This is a genomic window from Sphingobium sp. V4 (assembly GCF_029590555.1).
Classification (GTDB): Bacteria; Pseudomonadota; Alphaproteobacteria; order Sphingomonadales; family Sphingomonadaceae; genus Sphingobium.
Genome location: NZ_CP081001.1, coordinates 1,670,675 through 1,690,430, shown reverse-complemented (window position 1 = coordinate 1,690,430; position 19,756 = coordinate 1,670,675). Strand labels below are relative to the sequence as shown.

At 63.2% G+C, this 19,756-nt stretch carries 21 protein-coding genes and 2 tRNA genes; 13 read left to right on the top strand and 10 right to left on the bottom strand.

The genetic code is table 11. From position 1 onward, the window contains the following. Window positions 1-23: 23 nt before the first annotated feature. The gene (locus tag K3M67_RS08515; protein ID WP_198162890.1) at window positions 24-560 is read right to left on the bottom strand and encodes a GNAT family N-acetyltransferase; all 537 of its coding nucleotides are present in this window, start codon (window positions 558-560) and stop codon (window positions 24-26) included. 122 nt (window positions 561-682) lie between these two features. Here K3M67_RS08515 and K3M67_RS08510 point away from each other — a divergent pair, with 122 nt between their 5' ends. After that, on the top strand, window positions 683-1,066 hold the full coding sequence (locus tag K3M67_RS08510) for a dihydroneopterin aldolase (RefSeq protein ID WP_285831274.1): 384 nt from the start codon (window positions 683-685) through the stop codon (window positions 1,064-1,066). 57 nt (window positions 1,067-1,123) lie between these two features. On the opposite strand, the gene K3M67_RS08505 is transcribed toward K3M67_RS08510, so the two are convergent. Continuing rightward, the gene (locus K3M67_RS08505; RefSeq protein WP_066859083.1) at window positions 1,124-2,071 is read right to left on the bottom strand and encodes an isopenicillin N synthase family dioxygenase; all 948 of its coding nucleotides are present in this window, start codon (window positions 2,069-2,071) and stop codon (window positions 1,124-1,126) included. A gap of 102 nt (window positions 2,072-2,173) precedes the next feature. Here K3M67_RS08505 and K3M67_RS08500 point away from each other — a divergent pair, with 102 nt between their 5' ends. Continuing rightward, window positions 2,174-2,581 (top strand): EVE domain-containing protein, encoded by a 408-nt coding sequence (locus K3M67_RS08500; protein WP_285831273.1) that lies wholly within the window; start codon window positions 2,174-2,176, stop codon window positions 2,579-2,581. A gap of 153 nt (window positions 2,582-2,734) precedes the next feature. Next, window positions 2,735-3,010, top strand: a complete 276-nt coding sequence (locus K3M67_RS08495; protein ID WP_066859084.1) for a hypothetical protein — start codon at window positions 2,735-2,737, stop codon at window positions 3,008-3,010. 115 nt (window positions 3,011-3,125) lie between these two features. On the opposite strand, the gene K3M67_RS08490 is transcribed toward K3M67_RS08495, so the two are convergent. Further along, on the bottom strand, window positions 3,126-3,428 hold the full coding sequence (locus K3M67_RS08490; RefSeq protein WP_066859085.1) for a glycine zipper 2TM domain-containing protein: 303 nt from the start codon (window positions 3,426-3,428) through the stop codon (window positions 3,126-3,128). A 122-nt stretch (window positions 3,429-3,550) separates the two neighbouring features. Here K3M67_RS08490 and K3M67_RS08485 point away from each other — a divergent pair, with 122 nt between their 5' ends. Beyond that, window positions 3,551-3,991, top strand: coding sequence for a cupin domain-containing protein (locus K3M67_RS08485; protein ID WP_285831272.1), 441 nt, complete (start codon window positions 3,551-3,553; stop codon window positions 3,989-3,991). A gap of 477 nt (window positions 3,992-4,468) precedes the next feature. Here the strand turns inward: K3M67_RS08485 and K3M67_RS08480 are convergent. The 4 genes from K3M67_RS08480 to K3M67_RS08465 form a co-directional block, all read right to left on the bottom strand. Continuing rightward, window positions 4,469-4,543: transfer RNA gene (locus tag K3M67_RS08480), tRNA-Thr, on the bottom strand. Between the two features lie 29 nt (window positions 4,544-4,572). After that, window positions 4,573-5,430 (bottom strand): hypothetical protein, encoded by an 858-nt coding sequence (locus tag K3M67_RS08475; protein ID WP_066859464.1) that lies wholly within the window; start codon window positions 5,428-5,430, stop codon window positions 4,573-4,575. Then, the gene (locus tag K3M67_RS08470; protein ID WP_285831271.1) at window positions 5,427-6,743 is read right to left on the bottom strand and encodes a replication-associated recombination protein A; all 1,317 of its coding nucleotides are present in this window, start codon (window positions 6,741-6,743) and stop codon (window positions 5,427-5,429) included. The genes K3M67_RS08475 and K3M67_RS08470 overlap by 4 nt, the downstream gene beginning before the upstream one ends. 28 nt (window positions 6,744-6,771) lie before the next feature. Further along, a complete protein-coding gene (locus K3M67_RS08465) occupies window positions 6,772-7,950 on the bottom strand; it encodes a glycosyltransferase family 4 protein (RefSeq protein ID WP_066859088.1) in 1,179 nt (392 codons plus the stop codon). 123 nt (window positions 7,951-8,073) lie between these two features. Between K3M67_RS08465 and K3M67_RS08460 the strand changes: the two genes are divergently transcribed. Genes K3M67_RS08460 through K3M67_RS08450 form a run of 3 tightly spaced genes read left to right on the top strand, consistent with a single transcriptional unit; the run spans window position 8,074 to window position 9,745 of the window. Beyond that, window positions 8,074-8,292, top strand: coding sequence for a hypervirulence associated TUDOR domain-containing protein (locus tag K3M67_RS08460; RefSeq protein ID WP_066859089.1), 219 nt, complete (start codon window positions 8,074-8,076; stop codon window positions 8,290-8,292). 57 nt (window positions 8,293-8,349) lie between these two features. Further along, window positions 8,350-9,003 (top strand): MOSC domain-containing protein, encoded by a 654-nt coding sequence (locus K3M67_RS08455; RefSeq protein ID WP_285831270.1) that lies wholly within the window; start codon window positions 8,350-8,352, stop codon window positions 9,001-9,003. 40 nt (window positions 9,004-9,043) lie between these two features. Continuing rightward, on the top strand, window positions 9,044-9,745 hold the full coding sequence (locus K3M67_RS08450; RefSeq protein WP_285831269.1) for an NAD-dependent deacylase: 702 nt from the start codon (window positions 9,044-9,046) through the stop codon (window positions 9,743-9,745). Here the strand turns inward: K3M67_RS08450 and K3M67_RS08445 are convergent, their stop codons facing one another. The 3 genes from K3M67_RS08445 to K3M67_RS08435 form a co-directional block, all read right to left on the bottom strand. After that, window positions 9,746-10,774 carry a FecR family protein gene (locus K3M67_RS08445; protein ID WP_066859092.1) on the bottom strand — a complete coding sequence of 343 codons (1,029 nt, stop codon included), beginning with the start codon at window positions 10,772-10,774 and terminating at the stop codon, window positions 9,746-9,748. Next, the gene (locus tag K3M67_RS08440; protein ID WP_066859093.1) at window positions 10,692-11,297 is read right to left on the bottom strand and encodes an RNA polymerase sigma factor; all 606 of its coding nucleotides are present in this window, start codon (window positions 11,295-11,297) and stop codon (window positions 10,692-10,694) included. The genes K3M67_RS08445 and K3M67_RS08440 overlap by 83 nt, the downstream gene beginning before the upstream one ends. Before the next feature lie 179 nt (window positions 11,298-11,476). Beyond that, window positions 11,477-11,671, bottom strand: a complete 195-nt coding sequence (locus tag K3M67_RS08435) for a hypothetical protein (protein ID WP_066859094.1) — start codon at window positions 11,669-11,671, stop codon at window positions 11,477-11,479. Between the two features lie 124 nt (window positions 11,672-11,795). Between K3M67_RS08435 and K3M67_RS08430 the strand changes: the two genes are divergently transcribed. The 6 genes from K3M67_RS08430 to K3M67_RS08405 all read left to right on the top strand — a co-directional run bounded on the left by K3M67_RS08430 (window position 11,796) and on the right by K3M67_RS08405 (window position 19,735). After that, a tRNA-Leu gene (locus tag K3M67_RS08430) sits at window positions 11,796-11,880 on the top strand. 59 nt (window positions 11,881-11,939) lie between these two features. Continuing rightward, the gene (gene tig, locus K3M67_RS08425) at window positions 11,940-13,535 is read left to right on the top strand and encodes a trigger factor (RefSeq protein WP_066859095.1); all 1,596 of its coding nucleotides are present in this window, start codon (window positions 11,940-11,942) and stop codon (window positions 13,533-13,535) included. Between the two features lie 140 nt (window positions 13,536-13,675). Next, the gene (locus K3M67_RS08420) at window positions 13,676-14,683 is read left to right on the top strand and encodes a glycosyltransferase family 2 protein (protein ID WP_066859096.1); all 1,008 of its coding nucleotides are present in this window, start codon (window positions 13,676-13,678) and stop codon (window positions 14,681-14,683) included. Window positions 14,684-14,773: 90 nt separating this feature from the next. Then, the gene (locus K3M67_RS08415; RefSeq protein WP_066859097.1) at window positions 14,774-15,409 is read left to right on the top strand and encodes an ATP-dependent Clp protease proteolytic subunit; all 636 of its coding nucleotides are present in this window, start codon (window positions 14,774-14,776) and stop codon (window positions 15,407-15,409) included. 139 nt (window positions 15,410-15,548) lie between these two features. After that, window positions 15,549-16,817 (top strand): ATP-dependent Clp protease ATP-binding subunit ClpX, encoded by a 1,269-nt coding sequence (gene clpX / locus K3M67_RS08410; protein ID WP_066859098.1) that lies wholly within the window; start codon window positions 15,549-15,551, stop codon window positions 16,815-16,817. Window positions 16,818-17,185: 368 nt separating this feature from the next. Further along, complete coding sequence (locus K3M67_RS08405; protein WP_285831268.1) at window positions 17,186-19,735, top strand: TonB-dependent receptor; 2,550 nt, start codon at window positions 17,186-17,188, stop codon at window positions 19,733-19,735. Window positions 19,736-19,756: the final 21 nt, after the last annotated feature.

Genomic DNA, 19,756 nt, shown 5'->3' with positions numbered 1-19,756 from the left:
AGAAGTAATTGCAGCGCGGGGGTTCAGGCCGCGACGGCGATCCGGGGAGCCAGCATTCCCTTGCCCCCGACCGGCCGGTCGTCGACCGAGAGGGCGAGCAGCCGGCGCTTCTCGAACGGACCGGGCGCGTCCCAGCCGCCAGTGCCCGCGTCGGAAAAGCCCCAGAAGCGGCCATAATATTCCGGGTCGCCGATCATCATCAGCGGTTCGGTGCGCTGCGCCCGCGCGGCGGCGACCACCATGTCCATCAGGGCACGGCCATGGCCGCCTTTCTGATGTGCGGGTTCGACCGCCACCGGGCCGACCATGATTAGCGGGATCTGGCTACCATCCGCCTGGGTCAGCGCCACCGGCCAGCTTTGCAGCGACCCGATGAGCGCGCCCTCGTCATCCACGACGGCAAAGGACAGGCTGGCGAGCCAGGGCATTCCCTCGCGGATGCGATAGGCGGTGCGGCCGTGGCGGTCGGGACCGAAGGCCGCGTCGAGCAGCCACTCGATCGCCGCTTCGGGCTGACTATCCAGGGGAAGAATGTGAGACACGTCTTGCCGATCCGCCATCAATGGCGCATGGGGCAGCGCCGGAGCGGCGGGCTTTAGCGCCCGCTTCGCAAAATGAAAGACTAAATAGGGCCACCCGGACGGCAGGAGCCTGCTGGACCGGGAGCCGCATGTGGCGAGCTATGCAGACTGGATTTGACGATTTTCTGACGCTGGAGGTCAACAATCTGCACGTCGATGTGCTGACCGGCATCTATTCGGAGGAGACGCACCTCCCGCAACCGCTGCGAATTTCCATAAGCGCGCGGTTGCGAATCGCCGACCATTATGGTCCCGAAGCCCCGCTCACCCAGTCCAAAAACTATATGGACCTCAAGCACGCCGCCTCGACCGCGCTGCCCGAAGGCGTGCATTTCACCCTGATCGAGGCGGTGGCGGACCATATCATCGACACTATCTTCCTCCAGGACGACAAGGTCAGCCATGTCGAGGTGAAGATCGTGAAGCTGGCGCTCAGCGAGCGCGGCGAGGAAATCGGCATCACCCTGGGTCGCGGGCGCAAATAGCCTCGGTTCGTTTCGAGCGTGTCTAGAAACGATCGTCGACACGCCCGAACCTTGATCCTACCCCTTCTTGATCAACCCGATCTCGATCAGTCGTTCGGTCAGATAATCATGTGCGCTGATCGGCGCTTCGCGGCGCGGATTGTCCTCGGTCACGCATTGCGGCAGCGCGTCGATCATGAAGTCGGGCCGCAGGTGCAGGAAGAAGGGCATGGAATAACGCGAATGACCGCGTCGTTCCGGCGGCGGATTGACCACCCGATGGCTGGTGGACGGCAGCACATGGTTGGTCAGTCGTTGCAGCATGTCGCCCACGTTGATGGCCAGCGCGCCGGGCGGCGGCACGACCGGCAACCAGTTTCCGTCCCGATCCTTCAGTTCCAGACCGCCTTCTTCCGCGCCCAGCAGCAGGGTGATGAGGTTGATATCCTCATGTGCGCCGGCGCGGATGCCGGGCGCTTGGGGTGACACCGGCGGATAGTGGAGCAGACGCAGGATCGAGTTGCCATTCTCGACAGGCCCGTCGAACCAGCGTTCGGGCAGGCCCAGATAAAGCGCGATGGCGGACAGCAGTTCCGCGCCGACGCGGTCGAACTCGCGATAGAGGCTGGCGAACACAGGTTCGAACTCCGGCATTTCTTCGGGCCAGACGTTGGGTGGCATCGTCGCTGCCAGCGGATCGCCTTCTGGCAGGTCGCGGCCGACATGCCAGAATTCCTTGAGGTCATTTTCGCTCGCGCCCTTGGCGATCTCGGTCCCGAACGCGGTATAACCGCGCTGGCCGCCATTGATCTTGGCATTGTAGCGCTGCTTCACCGCCTCGGGCTGGGCGAAGAAGCGCCGAGCCAGCGCCCAGCCATCGTCGACCAGCCTCTGGTCCATGCCATGGTCCTTGACCATGGCGAAGCCGAAGCGTTGGAAGGATTCACCGAAAGCAATGGCGAAATCCGCCTTGGGCATGTCCGCCATGGACAGGACGGGCACCTGTTCCAGCACCGTTTGCGACACGTTCTGTTCTCCAAAGATCGAAAAGGGGCAGGACCGCATATGGGACCGCCCGCGTATGGGCGCATCCTTGATCGCGCCGGGCCGCTGTTGCAAGGAGGCAAAATGAACTACTGGCTGATGAAATCGGAGCCCGACGTGTTTTCCTACGACGACCTGGTCGAAAAGGGGAAGGCCGAATGGGACGGCGTGCGCAACCATGCGGCGCAGGGGCATATGCGGGCGATGCGCAAAGGCGACCTTTCGATCTTCTACCACAGCAACATCGGCGTGGAGGCTGTCGGCATCATGGAGATTGTCGAGGAAGCCGCACCGGACAGCACCGACGACACCGGCAAGTGGATCGCAGTCCATGTCGCCCCGCATCGCAAGCTCGCCAAGCCGGTGACGTTGAAGGCCATGAAGGCCGATTCGGCGCTGGCGGACATGGCAATGCTGCGCCAGCCACGCCTGTCGGTATCTCCCCTGACCAAGGCGCAGTTCGACCATATTCTCGCCATGTCAAAGGCTTGAGAGCGTCGGTGGGACATGGTTGCACATGCTGCAATCGGACCGCCGTTTTTTGCGATTGTCTCTTTGCCGCGGCGCAACATATGACGGCCTCAACAGAACGAGAATAAAAACAGAGGTGTTTGATCGGCATTCACAAGGAGTTTACCCATGCGAATGCTGTCCAAGTTCATTGTCGCCGGCGCGCTGAGCGCCATCGCCGCCACCGCCGTCCAGGCGGAGGAAGCCCCCAAGCAGCGCTTCACCCACGAGGGCTACACCTATGTGTACCAGGTGAAGGATACCAAGGGTGGCAAGGTGATTTCCGGCCGTCGCTTCCCCGACGCCGTGGCCTTCAACCTCGCGGTCAAGAACGGCAAGGTTTCGGGCGTGTCGGGCGGCCAGCAGGTCAATTTCAAGGTTGAGGAAGCGCGCGGCGCCGCCTCGAACTAAGGCTTATGGCCAAATAAAAGATAGGGACGGCATCCGACGGGATGCCGTCCCTTTTTTCATGGGCGCTGATGCTGCGGAAGCGGGCGCCGACAAGGGGCGGCGCCCGCTCGACCGATCAGCGGCAGCGGCGCTTGCTGTCGATTTCCTTGCCGAGAAGCGCGCCGCCGGCGGCGCCCAGGATGGTGCCCGTCGCGCGGTCGCCGCGGGTGTCGATCGCGCGGCCCACCAGCGCGCCGCCGACGCCGCCGATAATCAAGCCGGTCGTCCCGTCGGACTTGCGGCAATAGGTGCGGCCGTCCCGGCCACGCCATTCCTTGTAGCGATAATGTTTGCGGGCCTGGGCACCGTCGGTCGGCACCGCCATGGAAACGGGAACGGCCAGCGAAACGGCGGCCAGGGCTAGCAGGGCTTTACGCATTGAGTATCTCCTCCAGATAGCTGATTTGTCGCTTGAACCGCCTTATGTTGATCGAAGTTGCATGAACCTACGACAACGATCCAAGTTTCTGTTTTCAAACACATAAAATTTGAGGTGAAACGATGTGCGCGGAAGATGGGCGTCAGGGACAGGCGTTGATTCAGGCTCTCGGTCTGGCGCCGCATCCCGAAGGCGGTTGGTATCGGGAGACGTGGCGCGCCCCTGCCGCCCCCGGAGAACGGGCGGCAGGCACGGCTATCCTGTTCCTGCTGGAGGCGCATGAGCGGTCGCACTGGCACCGGGTCGATGCGGACGAACATTGGTTCTGGCACGCGGGTGCGCCGCTCGGCTTGTCAGTGGCCGCGGATGAGGAACCGGCGCGCGAAATGCTGTTGGGAGGCGACGTGCTGGCTGGTCAGACCCCGCAGGGCTGGATACCCGCGCATCATTGGCAGGCGGCCGCGCCGCAGGGCGGCTGGACGCTGGTGAGCTGCACGGTGACGCCAGGCTTTGAATTTGCGGGATTTTCCCTCGCGCCGGCGGGTTGGTCGCCTCCCGTGTGAGCGAAGGCTCGAACTTATCCACAGCTTTGCGCAAAAATCGTCACCAAATTGTCCGATTTCGCTTTGAACGACTCGCAGATGGTGAGACCATCTTCATATCGAGATGACGGAAGCGGAGTGATCCGGATCCAGAATTCCTTGAGAATTCAGGAATTTGAAGTCAGATCGATGGTTCGTCGCAGGCCGGCCCGCAAGGATCGAACTGCAAATGGCGGATCGGTCGTAGAAGCCGCTGCCGGGTACGCGCGAAAGTGAACGTCGGGCATCGGAGAAATGACCAGCACCGGGAAGGCGGCCCTTGGCCATAACCCGGAGCACAGCCTGCACAACGACCTCGGATCGAGGGATGCGTGCAGGACACGCCGGGCCGATGATCGCATCCTTCACGGACGCGGATCGCTAGACTCGACGGAAGTGGGGACCGGCAGAAATGCCGGCCCCCATTTTGCTTTGGGGATCGGGCATCGCTGCCTGTCATGGTGCCGGCTGAGGGGATCGAACCCCCGACCTTCGGTTTACAAAACCGCTGCACTACCGCTGTGCTAAGCCGGCGCACCCATTCGGGTCGGACGCCCTTACTATCAGATCACGCCGAAGGTCCAGCCCTCTGTTCGCGCAATTTTCGCCGTCAGCGCCGGTGGCGCCCAAAGGTCCGGACGCAGCGCCGCATTTCGCATCCAAGCGGCGGTGACGAGGGCGTCGGCGCCATGGTCGTCGGGCATCGGCCCCATGTGCTGGCCCGATCCCAGAGCCGACAGCGCCGCATTCAACGCGGCCGTGTCGCGCATCTTGGTACGGCCTTTGGGGCGCCCGGCCGCGCGAGCCGCGATGCTGGTATAGATTTCGATGACCAGAGATCCGGTCGCGGGCACGGGATCGAAGGGCCAGACCGGCACCTCCCGCCGTACCTTGTGCAGCATCCTCATGCCCGCAAAGCTTGCCTTGGCCACCTGCGCGGCGCCGATCGCATCATAGACGGTCGAAGGCTTGCCCGCGCCACCTGCATTATATTGGGCTTCACAGGCGCGGTGGTGCATGAAACCGGCCTTCGCCCCATCCGCCTTGCCGAAATAGAAATGGCGGCGATGGGCAACTTCCAGCAGGCTGGCCGCGCCCAGGTCGGCGTCCTCGCAGATTGCGTCGACATAGGCCCAGAAGGCCGGGCCGTCCTCCGGTGCCGCATCGCCCGGCAGATAGGCGCCGCGCGTGACGAAGGGCGGGGCGAAACTGAAATCGAAACCGAACAGGGTGGATGTCTGGGCCGCCGTCTCCAGCAACCAGTCGGTGGCCGCCTGCCGCGACCAGATGCCGCCCGGCGCGCGGATCAGGCGCGGCACGGCCTGTCCAGTTTCGCACAGGGCGATCGCTATGCCCTTGTGCCGCGCGCCCTTGGCACCCGACCAGTCGATCGCGGCGAAGCGCGCGAAGCGGGGCGTCACGCCGGGCCGCGCTCCGCCCGCAGCCGGTTCCAATAGGCGATGCGTTCGGCGATGCGTGCCTCGAACCCGCGATCGGTGGGGCTGTAATAGATCTGGGGACTCATCTCGTCCGGCCAGTAATTGGCGCCGGAAAAGCCGCCCTCCGCATCATGGTCATATTGATAGTTCTTGCCGTAGCCGACCTGCTTCATCAGCTTGGTGGGGGCGTTGACGATGTTCATCGGCGGCATCAGCGATCCGGTGTCCCGCGCGGACTTGAAGGACGCCTTCATCGCCATATAGCCGGCATTCGACTTGGGGGCCGTGGCGCAATAGAGGCAGGCCTGCACGATCGCCAGCTCCCCCTCCGGCGAACCGAGAAACTCATAGGCATCCTTGGCCGCAAGGCATTGGACCAGCGCCTGTGGATCGGCGAGGCCAATATCCTCGGTCGCGAAACGCACCAGCCGCCGCAACACGTAAAGCGGCTCCTCGCCCGCCGTCAGCATCCGCGCCAGATAATAGAGCGCGGCCTGTGGGTCCGATCCGCGCAATGCTTTGTGCAGTGCGGAAATGAGGTTGTAATGCCCCTCCCTATCCTTGTCATAGACCGCAACGCGGCGGTGGAGCAGGGCGGAAAGGCCGGCGGGATCGAGCGGCTGCGGAATGTCGATCGAATAGAGCGTCTCAACCTGGTTGAGGAGGAAGCGGCCGTCCCCATCCGCACTCGCCAGCAACGCTTCGCGCGCTGCGACGTCCAGGGGCAGCGGGCGGCCGGTCAGCGCCTCTGCCCGGTCCAGCAACTGCTCCAGCGCCGCGGCGTCCAGCCGACGCAGGATAAGCACCTGTGCGCGGGACAGCAGCGCGGCGTTGAGTTCGAAGCTCGGATTTTCGGTGGTCGCGCCCACCAGCGTGACGGTCCCGTTCTCGACGAAGGGCAGGAATCCGTCCTGCTGTGCGCGGTTGAACCGATGGATCTCGTCCACGAACAACAGCGTCTTCTCGCCCCGCCGGCCATGCTCCTTGGCGAGGGCAAAGACCTTCTTGAGGTCCGCGACTCCGGAAAAGACCGCCGAAATCGGTTCGAACCGCATCCCCACAGCATCCGCCAGAAGGCGGGAGATCGTCGTCTTGCCGGTGCCAGGCGGCCCCCAGAAGATGATCGAGGAAAGCCGGCCCGCCGCCACCATGCGGCCGATTGCGCCATCGGGACCGGTCAGATGTTCCTGTCCCACCACGTCGCTCAGCGTGCGCGGGCGCAGCCGGTCGGCCAGCGGGGCGATGTCCGCCAAATCGGCGGAGCCAGGGTCATCGGAAGCAAAAAGATCGGCCATCGCGACCGATATAGGGACAGAGAGCCGATCAGGGAACAGGGCTGGAACGCGGTACCATTCCCTGGGCGCGCTGGCGGATGACGCGCAGATAGGTGTCGACCAGGGCCTGGTTGACCTGGTCCCAGCCATTGCGTTCGGCGCGGGCCTGGGCCGCCCTGCCGGCGGCAGTGCGCGCGCTTTCGTCCTGGCAATAATATTGCAACGCGTCGGCGAAATCGCCGATCGCACCGGGCCGGATAAGGCGGCCGGTGATCCCTTCGGTGACCAGGCTTTCGCTGCCCGTGGCGCGTGCGGCGACCGTGGGCAGGCCGCACGCCATCGCCTCCAGCGTCACATTGCCAAAGGTCTCGGTAACCGATGGATTGAACAGCATGTCCATGCTGGCGACGGCGCGGCCCAGGTCCTGCCCCTGCTGGAACCCGGTGAAGACGGCCTGGGGCAGGCGGTTCTGGAACCATTCGCGCGCCGGGCCTTCGCCCACCACCAGCACCTTGTGGGGCACCTGGCGTTCGGTCAGTCGGTCGATCGTGTCGGAAAAGACGTCCAGCCCCTTTTCCATCACCAGTCGGCCGATGAAACCGATTGCCGGCACACCGTCGGCGATGCCCAGCGACCGCCGCCAGGCCAGGTCGCGTCGGGCGGGATGAAAAATGTCCCGATCGATGCCGCGCGTCCAGATGCCCACATCATAGTTCATCCGCTGCTCGCGCAGCAGTTGCGCCATCGATTCGGATGGCGCCACGATGGCGTCGCAGCGGCGGTAGAAGCGGCGGAGCAGCGACTCGATCAGCGGCTCCAGGAAGGCCAGCCCATAATAGCGCGGATAGGTTTCGAACCGGGTATGGACGGACGCGACCGTCGGCAGGCCATGGTCACGCGCCCAACTGAGCGCGCGGTGGCCCAGCGGGTCGGGGCTGGCCACATGCACCAGGTTGGGCCGGAAGTTTTTGAGATCGCGGCGCAATGACGCCGACAGTCGATAGGGAACCCGATATTCCTTGCGCCCTGGCACGGCGAATGACGGCGCGCTCACAAGGTCGCCGGCCGGATCGAAGGCAGGTGTGTCCGTCGTTGGTGAATAGACGCGCACGGCCGCGCCCTGCCTCAGCAGATAGCCGACGAAGCGGTTGAGCGCCTGGTTCGCGCCGTCCCGAACATAGTTGTAATTGCCGCTGAACAGGGCGACGCGAAGGCCGGTAGCATCCATCGGCGCGCCTTAGCCCAAGAGAATGAAAAACCCAAGGGAACCACAAAAGCCCCCCGGAATTTTGCCTTCTGCCAGGATGAGAGGCCGGCCGACGCATATGCCCCAGCAGGAGAGGATGCCCAGATGACCGAGACATTCCGTAAGGGAAGGCGGGTCAAGTGGAACTGGGGGCAGGGCGTCGGCCGCGGACGTGTCGCCGAGCGGTTCGACCACCATGTGGAGCGCAGGATCGAGGGGTCGCTCATCCGCCGCAACGGATCGCCGCAGGACCCCGCCTATCTCATCGCCACCGACAGCGGTGCCGAAGTGTTGAAGCTGGGGTCCGAAATCAGCAGCGCCTGACGCCATTCGCTCCAGACCGGCCATCGCGTTAGTGGCGCAGTCATGGCATGGAGAGGCATGAACACGCCCCACATGATCGTCGAGGCCCTTCTGATCGGCAGGCCTGTCCCCTTTCGCGGCGAGGATTATAGCGCCATTGCCAAGCGGCCGGTCGACGGCCCCGTGCGGATCGGCTGGGACGGGTTGGAGGGCAATGCGGTGGCTGACCGCATCCATCATGGCGGGTGGGACAAGGCAATCCATCTCTATCCGCAGGACCATTATGACTGGTGGCGGCAAGCTCGGCCGGACCATCCGCTGCTAGACGCCCCTGGAGCCTTCGGTGAGAATATCGCCTCGCGCGGGATGACCGAGGAGGATCTGTGTTTGGGTGATCGCTTCTCGCTGGGAAGTGCGATCGTGGAAGTCAGCCATGGACGCCAACCCTGCTGGAAGCTCGACCATCGTTTCGGCGCGCGCGACGTGATGGCGACGATTGTCCGGACCGGGCGTTGCGGCATCTATTTTCGTGTGATCCGCGAAGGCGAGGCGGAGGCAGGAACCCGGATGGCCTTGCTCGACCGGCCTCTACCGCAATGGTCGGTCGCACGGCTGTTTCGCCTGCTCATCGGCGGCGGGCACAAGGCCGATCCCGATGCCGTTCGCGCGCTCGTGGACATGGATGTGCTGGCGGAAGCCTGGCGGGAGCGGGCGCGCAAGCTCGCGGCCTGACGGCTGGCGAAGCCATGATCGCATCGCTAAGGCTGTGCCCATGAACGAGGATATTCGCAACATCGTCATCCTGACCGGCGCCGGTATTTCCGCCGAAAGCGGCCTTGCCACCTTTCGCGGGCCGGATGGATTGTGGGAAGGCCATCGGGTCGAGGATGTCTGCACGCCAGAGGCGCTGGCGCGGGATGTCGGCCTGGTCCATCGATTCTACGACGAGCGGCGGGCGAAGCTCGCCGAGGTGGTGCCCAATGCAGCGCATGAGGCGCTTGCGGCGCTCGACCGGGCGTGGGCCGGCGACCTGCTGATCGTCACGCAGAATGTCGATGACCTGCATGAGCGCGCTGGCGCGCGGCGGTTGCTCCACATGCATGGCGAACTGAAATCGGCCCTCTGCGCCGCCTGCGGCAAGGCCGTCGCCTGGGCCGGCCCGCTCCCGCCTGCGTCCATCTGCGAAGGCTGCGGCCGGGCCGCGCTGCGGCCGGACATCGTGTTCTTCGGTGAAATGCCCTATGAGATGGACCGGATCGATACGGCGCTGCGCGACGCGGATCTGTTCGTGTCGATCGGTACGTCGGGCGCGGTCTATCCGGCCGCCGGCTTCGTCCAGACCGCCCGCCATGTCGGCGCGCGGACACTCGAACTCAATCTCGATCCCTCGGCCGGCAGCTTCTATTTCGAGGAAAGCCGGATGGGGCCGGCCAGCGAACTGGTGCCGGAACTGGTGCGGGAACTGCTGGGCTGATCAGCCGGCGGTCGCATTGGCGGCTTCCGCCGGATATTCGTCGCGATACAGCAACATCACCGACCCGTCCTCGCCGTTAACCACGCGGATCGGCAGGCTCATTTGCAGTGCGGACAGGAACTCCCGACTGTCGGTCGTGCGGAAACGCCCGCCGATCCGCAGCGCAGATACACGGGTATCGCCGATCAGGATCGGCGCCTTGCGATAGCGGTTGAACTCGCCCGCCGCCTGCTCGATCGTTTCGCCGTCCAGCTCGACCATCCGCTCGCGCCAGGCGGTGCGCTGGTCGATCAGCTTGGTTCCCAGCCGGGTGAGGGCGATGCTGCGCGGCTGGATGACAGCGCCGCTGCCGGCCGCGACCTTCTGCTGGATGCTGTTGCCCGAATGGACGGTGACGGTGCCGTGGGTCACGGTCAGTTCAATCAGCGAAGGCCGCATCCGCACGTTGAAGGCCGTTCCCACCGCGCGGATGACGGCGGCGCGGGCTTCGACGTCGAAGGGGCGTTCGGCGTCGCGGGCCACGTCGAACGATGCCTCACCCTTCAGGATGCGGACCTTGCGCCCATTGGAGGTGAAGCGGACTTCCGCTTCGCTGTCGCTGTTGAGATGCAGCGTGGAGCCGTCCTCCAGCGCGATGTCGCGCATTTCGCCGATGGCGGTGGCATGGCGTTCGACGCCGCTGAAGGTGCGGACCGTCACGATCGCCGCGACGATGAACAGCATGACCGCAACGGCGGCCGCGACCATGATGTTGCGGGAGAGGCGGCGCTGCTGTTCTTCGCTGACGATCGCATGAAGCGGTGGCAGCGTAACATCGGCGGCGGCGCTTTTAAGCCTTTCGGCGGCTTCCCAGGCGGCTTCGGCTCGGGCGAAGGCCACGGCGTGGCGCGGATCGGATTCTATCCATGTGCAGATGTCGGCTTCGTCTTGCGGGGTGGGATCGCTGTTAAGCCTGGCCAGCAGGCGCGCGGCTTCCGCTTCGATCGCGTTCCTGTCCCCGCAGCTTGAACTTGGTCCCGACGCCTGCACGCTCGAAGTCCGTTTCCTCACGTTCTGCCCAGGCCCGCATAACTATTGCGATTGCTTTGGCCAGATGTTTTTCAACTGTAGAAACGGACAGCGACATCTCCTCCGCTATTTCCAGCATCGATTTTTCGTGGATGCGGCGAAGAATGAAGACCCGGCGGCATTGAGGGGGCAGCGACTCGACGATCGCCTCGACCTGGCGCAGCGCTTCGCGGGCATGGAGCTGCGCCTCGATATTATTTTCTCCGCCCAGCAATTCCAGGTCCGCGATCGTCTCGAAGCTGACCACCTTGTTGCGGCGTGCGGTGTCGATCACCAGATTGCGGGCGATGGTGAACAGATAGGCCCGGCCGGTGGTGACATTTTCCCAATTGTCCGTGGCATAGGCGCGGGCCATGACCTCTGCGACCATGTCCTCCAGTTCGTGGGTGGAGGGCAATATCCTACGGAGCCGGCCACGAAGGGCGGCTTCCTGTGGCAGGATCACCGTCTTGAACCATTCCAGCTTGGCGCGAACCCGTTGCACGTTGACCCCCTATTTTGTCAGCCGCGCCTCTCCCGAATTATTTTATTTGTCACAGTTCAATCATGGATGCAGGGGGCTGTCCAGCCATAGGGGCGGCAAATTTTTAGCGATCAACCAAAAAGGCGCGGGGTTGGGTAAATTTATTGTGGATAAGCCGCGCCCCGCTTGCGTTTCGTTGCTCAGTCGGGAGGCGGCAACTCCGTCGGCGCCCGATCCGGCTGGTCATAGTCGGGGCCGACCGGGCTGATTTCGTCGGGTTCTGTCATCGGCGTTTCGACCGGCAGGTCGGGCGCGGGCATTTCGTCGGGCGATTGAGGCTCGATTCTGTCGGGCGGCGGAACGCCGTCCGGGCCGGTGTCGGGGCGGGTGGCCATGGCTGTCACTCCTTTGTCTTCCGAAGACGCTACGCTCGGCCCTCACCACCGGTTCCGCGGCGGGTTCCACTATCCCTTGCCTCTGCGCGCGCTTTTCTCTATGCCGCGCCGACCGGCGACCGATGCGGGCGTGGCGAAACTGGTAGACGCGCCAGATTTAGGTTCTGGTATCGCAAGATGTGGGGGTTCGAGTCCCTTCGCCCGCACCAGAGCGCCGCCTGCGGCCAAGCCACCGAAATTCAGCTGAAGAAAGCGTTTGAGAGAAGAGATGCAGACTGTCGAGACGTTGAACGAGGGCCTGAAGCGCGCCTATACCGTGACCATCACGTCGAAGGATATCGACGCCCGCGTGGAAAAGGAAGTGAAGGCGATCGCACCACAGGTGCGTATGCCCGGCTTCCGCCCCGGCAAGGTGCCCGCGAACCTCGTGAAGAAGATGCACGGGGAATCGCTGCAGCGCGACGCGCTCAACAATTCGATTCAGGAAAGCATCCAGAAGCTAATCGCTGACCAGAAGCTGCGTCCCGCGATGCAGCCCTCGGTCGAGCTGGACGAGAATTTCGAATTCGGCAAGGATGCCGAGGTCAAGGTCGCGCTGGAAGTGCTGCCCGAAATCGCGGCGCCGAGCGTCGAGGGCCTCAAGCTGGAACGCCTGACCGTCGCGGTCGCGGATGAGCAGGTCGCCGAGGCTGCCGGCCGCATCGCCACCCAGCAGGGCGCGCTTGAGGAACAGGCCGACGACCATGAAGCCGCCGAGGGCGACACGCTGGTCATCGACTTCGTCGGCAAGGTCGATGGTGAGGCGTTCGAGGGCGGTTCGGCCCAGGACATCCGCCTCAAGCTCGGCTCGGGTCAGTTCATTCCCGGCTTCGAGGAACAGCTGACCGGCGTGAAGAAGGGTGAGGAAAAGACCATCGACGTCAGCTTCCCCGAAGATTATGGCGCCGCGCATCTGGCCGGCAAGGCCGCGACCTTCGACGTGACCGTCAAGTCGGTGCTGGACGGTGAAAAGCCCAAGCTGGACGACGATTTCGCCAAGTCGCTGGGCCTGGAAAGCCTGGAAAAGCTGAACGAACTGCTCAAGGGCCAGATCGAACAGGAACATAACGGCCTGACCCGGACTCACATGAAGCGCAAGCTGCTCGACCAGCTGGCCGCGTCGCATGATTTCGATGTTCCGCCGAGCATGGTCGAAGCCGAGTTCGAGCAGATCTGGGCGCAGCTCCAGCATGAAGCCGGCCATGAGGAAGATCCCGAAGCGGCCCTCAAGGAAATGGAAGCCGAGAAGGACGACTATCGCGCCATCGCCGTGCGTCGCGTCCGTCTGGGTCTGTTGCTCTCGGAAATCGGCCAGGCCAATGGCGTGACCGTTTCGGATCAGGAAATGAACCGCCTCATCATGCAGGCCGCGCAGCAGTACGGCCCGCAGGACCGCGAGCGCTTCGTGCAATATGTTCGCCAGGACCCGATGGCGGCCGCCCAGCTGCGCGCGCCGCTCTATGAGGACAAGGTCGTCGACTTCCTGTTCGACAAGGCTGAAATCACCGATCGCGCGGTGACCCGCGAGGAACTCGAAGCCGCGATCGAGGCCGAGGATGGCGACCTCAAGCCGCACGTCCATGGTCCGGGCTGTGGTCATGACCATCATGACGAAAAGCCCAAGGCGAAGAAGGCCGCTGCCAAGAAGAAGGCCGACGAGCCTGCCGAGGCCGAAGCCGCTCCCGCAGCCGAGGAGGCGCCCGCCAAGAAGCCGGCCGCCAAGAAGGCCGCCAAGAAGGACGAAGCCGTCGCTGAGGAGGCTGCCGCCGAGGAGAAGCCCAAGAAGAAGGCTGCTCCCAAGAAGGCTGCCGCCAAGGCCGAATAAGCTTGCCGATCAGGCATGACGAGCGCCCGGCTTCCAGCAGGAAGCGCGGGCGCTTTTCATTGCGCGGGCGGCATGGCAGATTAAATATTAATCATGATGCTCCATGGCGATGGCATAAGGGGCAGGGGCCAGGTGCGACGATGAAGGAATTTCCGCCAGTGACCGGTGAGAGCGCGACCGGCGACAACGTGGGCAAGGTGCCCGGGCTGGTCGCGCCGCGCGTCGCGGTGATCCTGCCCTGCTACAATGAAGCGGGCGCGATCGTGCAGACGGTGGAGGGGTTCCGCCGGGCGTTGCCGGGCGCCGATATCTATGTGTTCGACAATAACAGCAGCGACGGCAGCCGGGAGCTGGCGTCCGGTGCGGGCGCGATCGTCCGCCGCGTGGGTCAGCAGGGCAAGGGCCATGTGGTCCGCCGCATGTTCGCGGACGTCGATGCCGACATCTATGTCATGGCCGATGGCGACGCGACCTATGAGGCCGCCGCCGCCCCGGCTATGATCGCAGCGATGCTGGACGATAATCTCGACATGGTGGTCGGGTGCCGCCGCGACGAGGTGGATGCCGCCTATCGACGCGGCCACCGCTTCGGCAACTGGGCGCTTACCAGCCTGTTGAAGCAATTGTTCGGTCGCAGCTTCACCGACATTCTTTCGGGCTATCGGATCTTTTCACGCCGTTTCGTCAAGAGTTTCCCTGTTCTGTCCGCGGGCTTCGAGATCGAGACCGAGATCAGCGTCCACGCGCTGGAACTGGCGATGCCGGTGTCCGAAGTGATGACCGCCTATGGCGCGCGCCCTGAAGGGTCGGTCAGCAAGCTTTCCACCTATCGCGACGGCTGGCGCATCCTGCGCACCATCATCACCCTCTATCGCATCGAGCGGCCGGTCCTCTTCTTCGGCATCATCGCGGCCTTCCTGACGGCGCTGGGCCTGGGGCTGGCGGCGCCGCTGATCGTCACCTATTTTCACACCGGCCTGGTGCCGCGCTTCCCGACCGCGATCCTGGTCACGGGGTTGATGATCCTCGCGACCCTGTCGATGATGTGCGGCCTCATCCTGGACACGGTCGTGCGTGGGCGTCGCGAAGTACGCCGGCTCGCCTATCTCGCCTTCCGCGCCCCGTCCGACTTCGCCCGCCGCGACTGATCGGCGGGTCCGCGCGCCAAGCCCCTTGAACCATCCGCCATTTGTGCCGATGTAGGGCCTGGGCAAAAGCAACCACTCTGAAAGAGCACAATGACCGATATCATGTCCGATCCCATGGCCGCGTTGGTCCCCATCGTCATCGAACAGTCGAACCGCGGCGAACGCAGCTTCGACATCTTCTCGCGGCTCCTGCGCGAACGGATCATCTTCGTCACCGGCCAGGTCGAGGACCATATGGCCTCGCTCATCGTTGCCCAGTTGCTGTTCCTCGAATCGGAAAACCCGAAGAAGGACATCTGGATGTACATCAACTCGCCCGGCGGCGTGGTCACGGCCGGCATGGCGATCCATGACACGATGAAATATATCCGTCCGCAGGTCGGCACCGTCTGCATCGGCCAGGCCGCGTCGATGGGCAGCTTCTTGCTGGCCGCCGGCGAGCCGGGCAAGCGCATAGCGCTGTCGAACGCGCGCATCATGGTGCACCAGCCGTCGGGCGGCGCCCAGGGCATGGCGTCCGACATCGAGATTCAAGCCAAGGAAATCCTGCGTATCCGTCGTCGCCTGAACGACCTGTACGTTCAGTATACCGGCCGCACGCTGGATGAGGTGGAACGGGCGATGGACCGCGACACCTTCCTGGAAGCGGACGAGGCCAAGGCATTCGGCCTGGTCGATGAAGTGTTCGATCGCCGCCCTGCCGCGGCGGAAACCACGGAGGGCTAAAGGCCATCTTTACCGTGGTGCTCCACTTTCTCCACTTGTGGAAAAGGCGCGCCGCGGTCTAGGATGACCTTTGGACCAGAAAATCCCTCTCCGGACACGGTTCTGCGGTTCCAGTCCGGGAGGGGAGAGAGATTGACGAATGACCAAGCTGACCGGCTCCGATTCAAAAAGCACCCTCTACTGCTCTTTCTGCGGGAAGTCGCAGCATGAGGTGCGCAAGCTGATCGCAGGGCCGACCGTGTTCATCTGCGATGAGTGCGTGGAACTGTGCAACGACATCATTCGCGAGGAGACCAAGGGCGGTCTCGTCGGCAAGAAGGATGGCGGCGTTCCCACGCCGCAGGAAATTTGCGACGTGCTCGACGATTATGTGATCGGTCAGAATCGCGCCAAGCGCGTTCTCTCCGTCGCGGTCCACAATCATTACAAGCGCCTCAACCACGGGACCAAGCCGGGCGAGGTGGAACTGGCGAAGTCGAACATCCTGCTCGTCGGCCCGACCGGCTGCGGCAAGACCTTGCTGGCGCAGACGCTGGCCAAGACGTTCGACGTGCCCTTCACCATGGCGGACGCGACGACCCTGACCGAAGCGGGCTATGTCGGCGAAGATGTGGAGAACATCATCCTCAAGCTGCTCCAGGCATCCGACTATAATGTCGAGAAGGCGCAGCGCGGTATCGTTTACATCGACGAGATCGACAAGATCAGCCGCAAGGCGGAAAACCCGTCCATCACCCGCGACGTGTCGGGCGAAGGCGTGCAGCAGGCGCTGCTCAAGCTGATGGAAGGCACCACCGCTTCGGTGCCGCCGCAGGGCGGCCGCAAGCATCCGCAGCAGGAGTTCCTCCAGGTCGACACGACCAACATCCTGTTCATCTGCGGGGGCGCGTTCGCGGGACTGGAAAAGATCATCGGCGACCGTCTGGAAGCCAAGTCGATCGGCTTCGGCGCCCATGTTGCCGCGCCCGAGGAGCGCAAGACCGGCGAACTGCTGCGTCAGAGCGAACCGGAGGATCTGCTCAAATTCGGCCTGATCCCTGAATTTGTCGGTCGTCTTCCGGTGATCGCGACGCTGGAGGATCTGGATGTGACCGCGCTGGTCAAGATCCTGGTCGAACCGAAGAACGCTCTGGTGAAGCAGTATCAGAAGCTGTTCGACATGGAGAATGTCGAACTCAGCTTCACCGAAGACGCGCTGACCGCGATTGCCAGGAAGGCGATCGAGCGCAAGACCGGCGCGCGCGGGCTTCGCTCGATCCTGGAAGCGATCCTGCTGGACACCATGTTCGACCTGCCGTCTATGGAGGGCGTTGGCGAAGTGGTGGTCGACAAGGATGTCGTTGCCGGCACCAAGGAACCGATTCGCGTGTTCAGCGACAACAAGAAGCGGGCGGAGGACGCCGCCTGATCTTTGCGACGGTTTCCGTAGCGTAAGCCAAAAAGGCCGGCGAGCGATCGCCGGCCTTTTTTGTTGTGCAGTGCGTGCGCTGCACAAAAATTCTCGCCGCGTTGCAAAATTGCACCACTGTCAAACTAGGTCTGTTGCGTCAAAATTCGTCATTAAATTTCAACAAATTACCTGCAATTCCGTACCGCCAAGCCGGACGCTGGTCTTGGCGTCGGCAGGGTTGTGACAGTCCTGATGGTGCATTGTAACAAAATTGCAATCAGAGCATCACAGGGGCGTCGCCAGAGGCCGTCACAGGCGGCAGCGGCTTGAAAGAGCGGGACATTCGGGCGCGGCTCGCGCCACTCTTGAAAAGGGACAAGGGGCATATGAAACAATTTCTGATGGGCAGCGCCGCGATCATCGCTGTCGCCATTCCGGGCGCTGCATTTGCGCAGTCGACGGGTTCGCAGGATTTCGAAGACACCATCATCGTCACTGGCGCGAAAGTCGCTGGCGGTGTCGGCGGCGTCGTCCTTCCCGATACGACCAAGGCCAAGGGTGTCCTCACCCAGGAGATCATTGCCAAGCAGGGGTCCGGCAACAGCATCCTGAACGCGATCAACCTGATCCCCGGCGTCAGCTTCCAGAATAACGATCCCTACGGCTCGGCCGGCGGTACGCTCAACATCCGCGGTTTTGGACCGGATCGCGTGTCGCTGACCTTTGACGGTATGCCGCTGAACGACACCGGCAACTATGCGATCTATTCCAACCAGCAGCTCGATCCCGAACTGATCGAGGAAGTGAACGTCAATCTGGGTTCGACCGACGTCGACAGCCCGACTGCGGCGGCATCGGGTGGCACGGTCAATTATCGGTCGATGAACGGCTCGGATGATTTCAAGGTCACGATGGTCGGCGCGGCTGGCGATTACGACTTCTTCCGCCTTTTCGGTCTGGTCGAAACCGGCGTGTTCACGCCGTTCGGCACCAAGGCCTGGTTCTCGGCGTCGACCACGCGCAACGACAACGTGTTCAACAATTTCGGCGTCATCGACAAGCAGCAGTATAACGCCAAAGTCTATCAGCCGATCGGCAGCAATGGCGACTTCATCTCGATCGCCGGCCATTATAACGCGAACCGCAACAATTTCTTCGGCTCGCTGCCGCTGCGCATCGATACGGACCAGGGCCGCGTGGTCGGTCCGAACTCGTCAAACCGCTTCCCCATGACGAAGGACGAGCGTTTTTATACGCTTGCGGCCTGCACAACCTCCGCTGCTCGCCCGGGCCTCGCCGATGTCGCGAACAGCTGCGGCACCGTGTTCGACTATCGGTTCAACCCGTCGAACACCGGCAATATCCGCATCAACTCGCGCTTCACGCTGGCTGACGGCCTCGTACTGACGGTCGACCCCAGCTATCAGTATGTGAAGGCGAATGGCGGAGGCACGGCGACCGCCAATGAAGGCTTCTACGACCTGAACCCCGCCAGTGGCGCGGCGAACGTCCAGAATGTCACCGGCTATTTCGGCAGCACGCCCTATTTCGGCCGTGACATCAATGGCGACGGCGACAGGCTCGACACAGTCACCGTCCTCGCGCCCAGCCAGACCCAGACCCATCGCTTCGCGGTCATCAGCTCGCTGCGCTATGACATCAATGAGGACCACCGCGTCCGCTTCGCCTACACCTTCGATCATGGCCGTCACCGGCAGACCGGCGAAGTCGGCCTGGTCGGCGTGACGGGCGAGGCGCTCGACGTCTTCCCCGTCGACAATGCACAGCTCGACGTCAACGGCGCGACGCTCCAGAAGCGGGATCGCCTCTCCTACGCCATCCTCAACCAGTTCTCGGCCGAATATCTCGGCAAGTTCCTGGATGAAGCGCTGACTGTTCAGGCTGGCGTGCGTGCGCCCTTCTTCAAGCGCAAGCTGGACAATAACTGCTTCACCAGCTCCGCGAGCGGCACCACCCAGTGCTTCGGCACCGACGGTGTCATCCCGGCAAATGCGAGCACGCTGAATCCCGCTTGGGCCGTTCCCCAGAAGCGCACTTATAAGTATGACAAGGTTTTCCCGAGCATTGGTCTGAATTATAAGATCACGCCGGAAGCGAGCATCTTCTGGAACTATTCTAAGGGTCTGTCGGTGCCCGGCACCGACTCGCTTTACAATGCCTTCTACTTCGCCCGGAACACCGACGGCGCGAACCCGGCTCCGGAAACCACAGACAGCTTCGACCTCGGTACCCGCTACGCCACCAACGGTTTTCAGGCGCAGCTTTCTCTGTGGTACACCAACTACAAGAATCGTCTGGCCTCGTCCTACGATCCGGAGCTGAACGTCAGCGTCTATCGTAACCTGGGCAAGGTCGAGAAATATGGTATCGACGGTAGCATCAGCTATACTCCAATCGAATATTTCACCGTCTACGCCTTCGGTTCCTACCTGAAGTCGGAGATCAAGGACGACATCGCGATCGGCGTGCTGAACGGAACCACCGTCTATGCTCCCACCGCGGGCAAGCGCGAGAGCGGTGCCCCTGTCTACACCCTGGGTGGCCGCGCCGAAGTGAACGTCGAAGGCGTGACCGTCGGCATCCAGGCCAAGCGGACCGGCAAGCGCTATGTCTATGACACCAACTTGCCGACCTATCGCGGTACGACCGCGTCGCCGGTCGAAATCTACGGCGCGGCCGCCCCGGCTTACACGCTGGTCGATCTGGACGCTCGCTTCTCGCTGGCGCGTTGGGGTGCAAAGGACACATGGTTCCAGCTCAATGTCAGTAACCTCTTCGACAAATTCTATGTCGGTGGCTTTGGCGGGAACCTGAACCAGTCGATCACGCTCACCAGCGGTGCTTATGGCAACCCAGGCTTCGTTCAGATCGGTTCCCCGCGCGCCGTGTCGGGTTCGCTGCACGTCAGCTTCTGATCGCCCGATCAGTCTGGACCA

Coding starts and splice junctions, on each gene's coding strand:
- K3M67_RS08420 (WP_066859096.1), top strand. CDS start 13,676: ATGAAGGAATTTCCGCCAGTGACCGGTGAGAGCGCGACCGGCGACAAC.
- K3M67_RS08455 (WP_285831270.1), top strand. CDS start 8,350: ATGAACACGCCCCACATGATCGTCGAGGCCCTTCTGATCGGCAGGCCT.
- K3M67_RS08510 (WP_285831274.1), top strand. CDS start 683: ATGCAGACTGGATTTGACGATTTTCTGACGCTGGAGGTCAACAATCTG.
- K3M67_RS08485 (WP_285831272.1), top strand. CDS start 3,551: ATGTGCGCGGAAGATGGGCGTCAGGGACAGGCGTTGATTCAGGCTCTC.
- K3M67_RS08460 (WP_066859089.1), top strand. CDS start 8,074: ATGACCGAGACATTCCGTAAGGGAAGGCGGGTCAAGTGGAACTGGGGG.
- K3M67_RS08470 (WP_285831271.1), bottom strand. CDS start 6,743: ATGGCCGATCTTTTTGCTTCCGATGACCCTGGCTCCGCCGATTTGGCG.
- K3M67_RS08465 (WP_066859088.1), bottom strand. CDS start 7,950: ATGGATGCTACCGGCCTTCGCGTCGCCCTGTTCAGCGGCAATTACAAC.
- K3M67_RS08415 (WP_066859097.1), top strand. CDS start 14,774: ATGACCGATATCATGTCCGATCCCATGGCCGCGTTGGTCCCCATCGTC.
- K3M67_RS08500 (WP_285831273.1), top strand. CDS start 2,174: ATGAACTACTGGCTGATGAAATCGGAGCCCGACGTGTTTTCCTACGAC.
- clpX (WP_066859098.1), top strand. CDS start 15,549: ATGACCAAGCTGACCGGCTCCGATTCAAAAAGCACCCTCTACTGCTCT.
- K3M67_RS08490 (WP_066859085.1), bottom strand. CDS start 3,428: ATGCGTAAAGCCCTGCTAGCCCTGGCCGCCGTTTCGCTGGCCGTTCCC.
- K3M67_RS08405 (WP_285831268.1), top strand. CDS start 17,186: ATGAAACAATTTCTGATGGGCAGCGCCGCGATCATCGCTGTCGCCATT.
- K3M67_RS08435 (WP_066859094.1), bottom strand. CDS start 11,671: ATGGCCACCCGCCCCGACACCGGCCCGGACGGCGTTCCGCCGCCCGAC.
- K3M67_RS08515 (WP_198162890.1), bottom strand. CDS start 560: ATGGCGGATCGGCAAGACGTGTCTCACATTCTTCCCCTGGATAGTCAG.
- tig (WP_066859095.1), top strand. CDS start 11,940: ATGCAGACTGTCGAGACGTTGAACGAGGGCCTGAAGCGCGCCTATACC.
- K3M67_RS08450 (WP_285831269.1), top strand. CDS start 9,044: ATGAACGAGGATATTCGCAACATCGTCATCCTGACCGGCGCCGGTATT.
- K3M67_RS08495 (WP_066859084.1), top strand. CDS start 2,735: ATGCTGTCCAAGTTCATTGTCGCCGGCGCGCTGAGCGCCATCGCCGCC.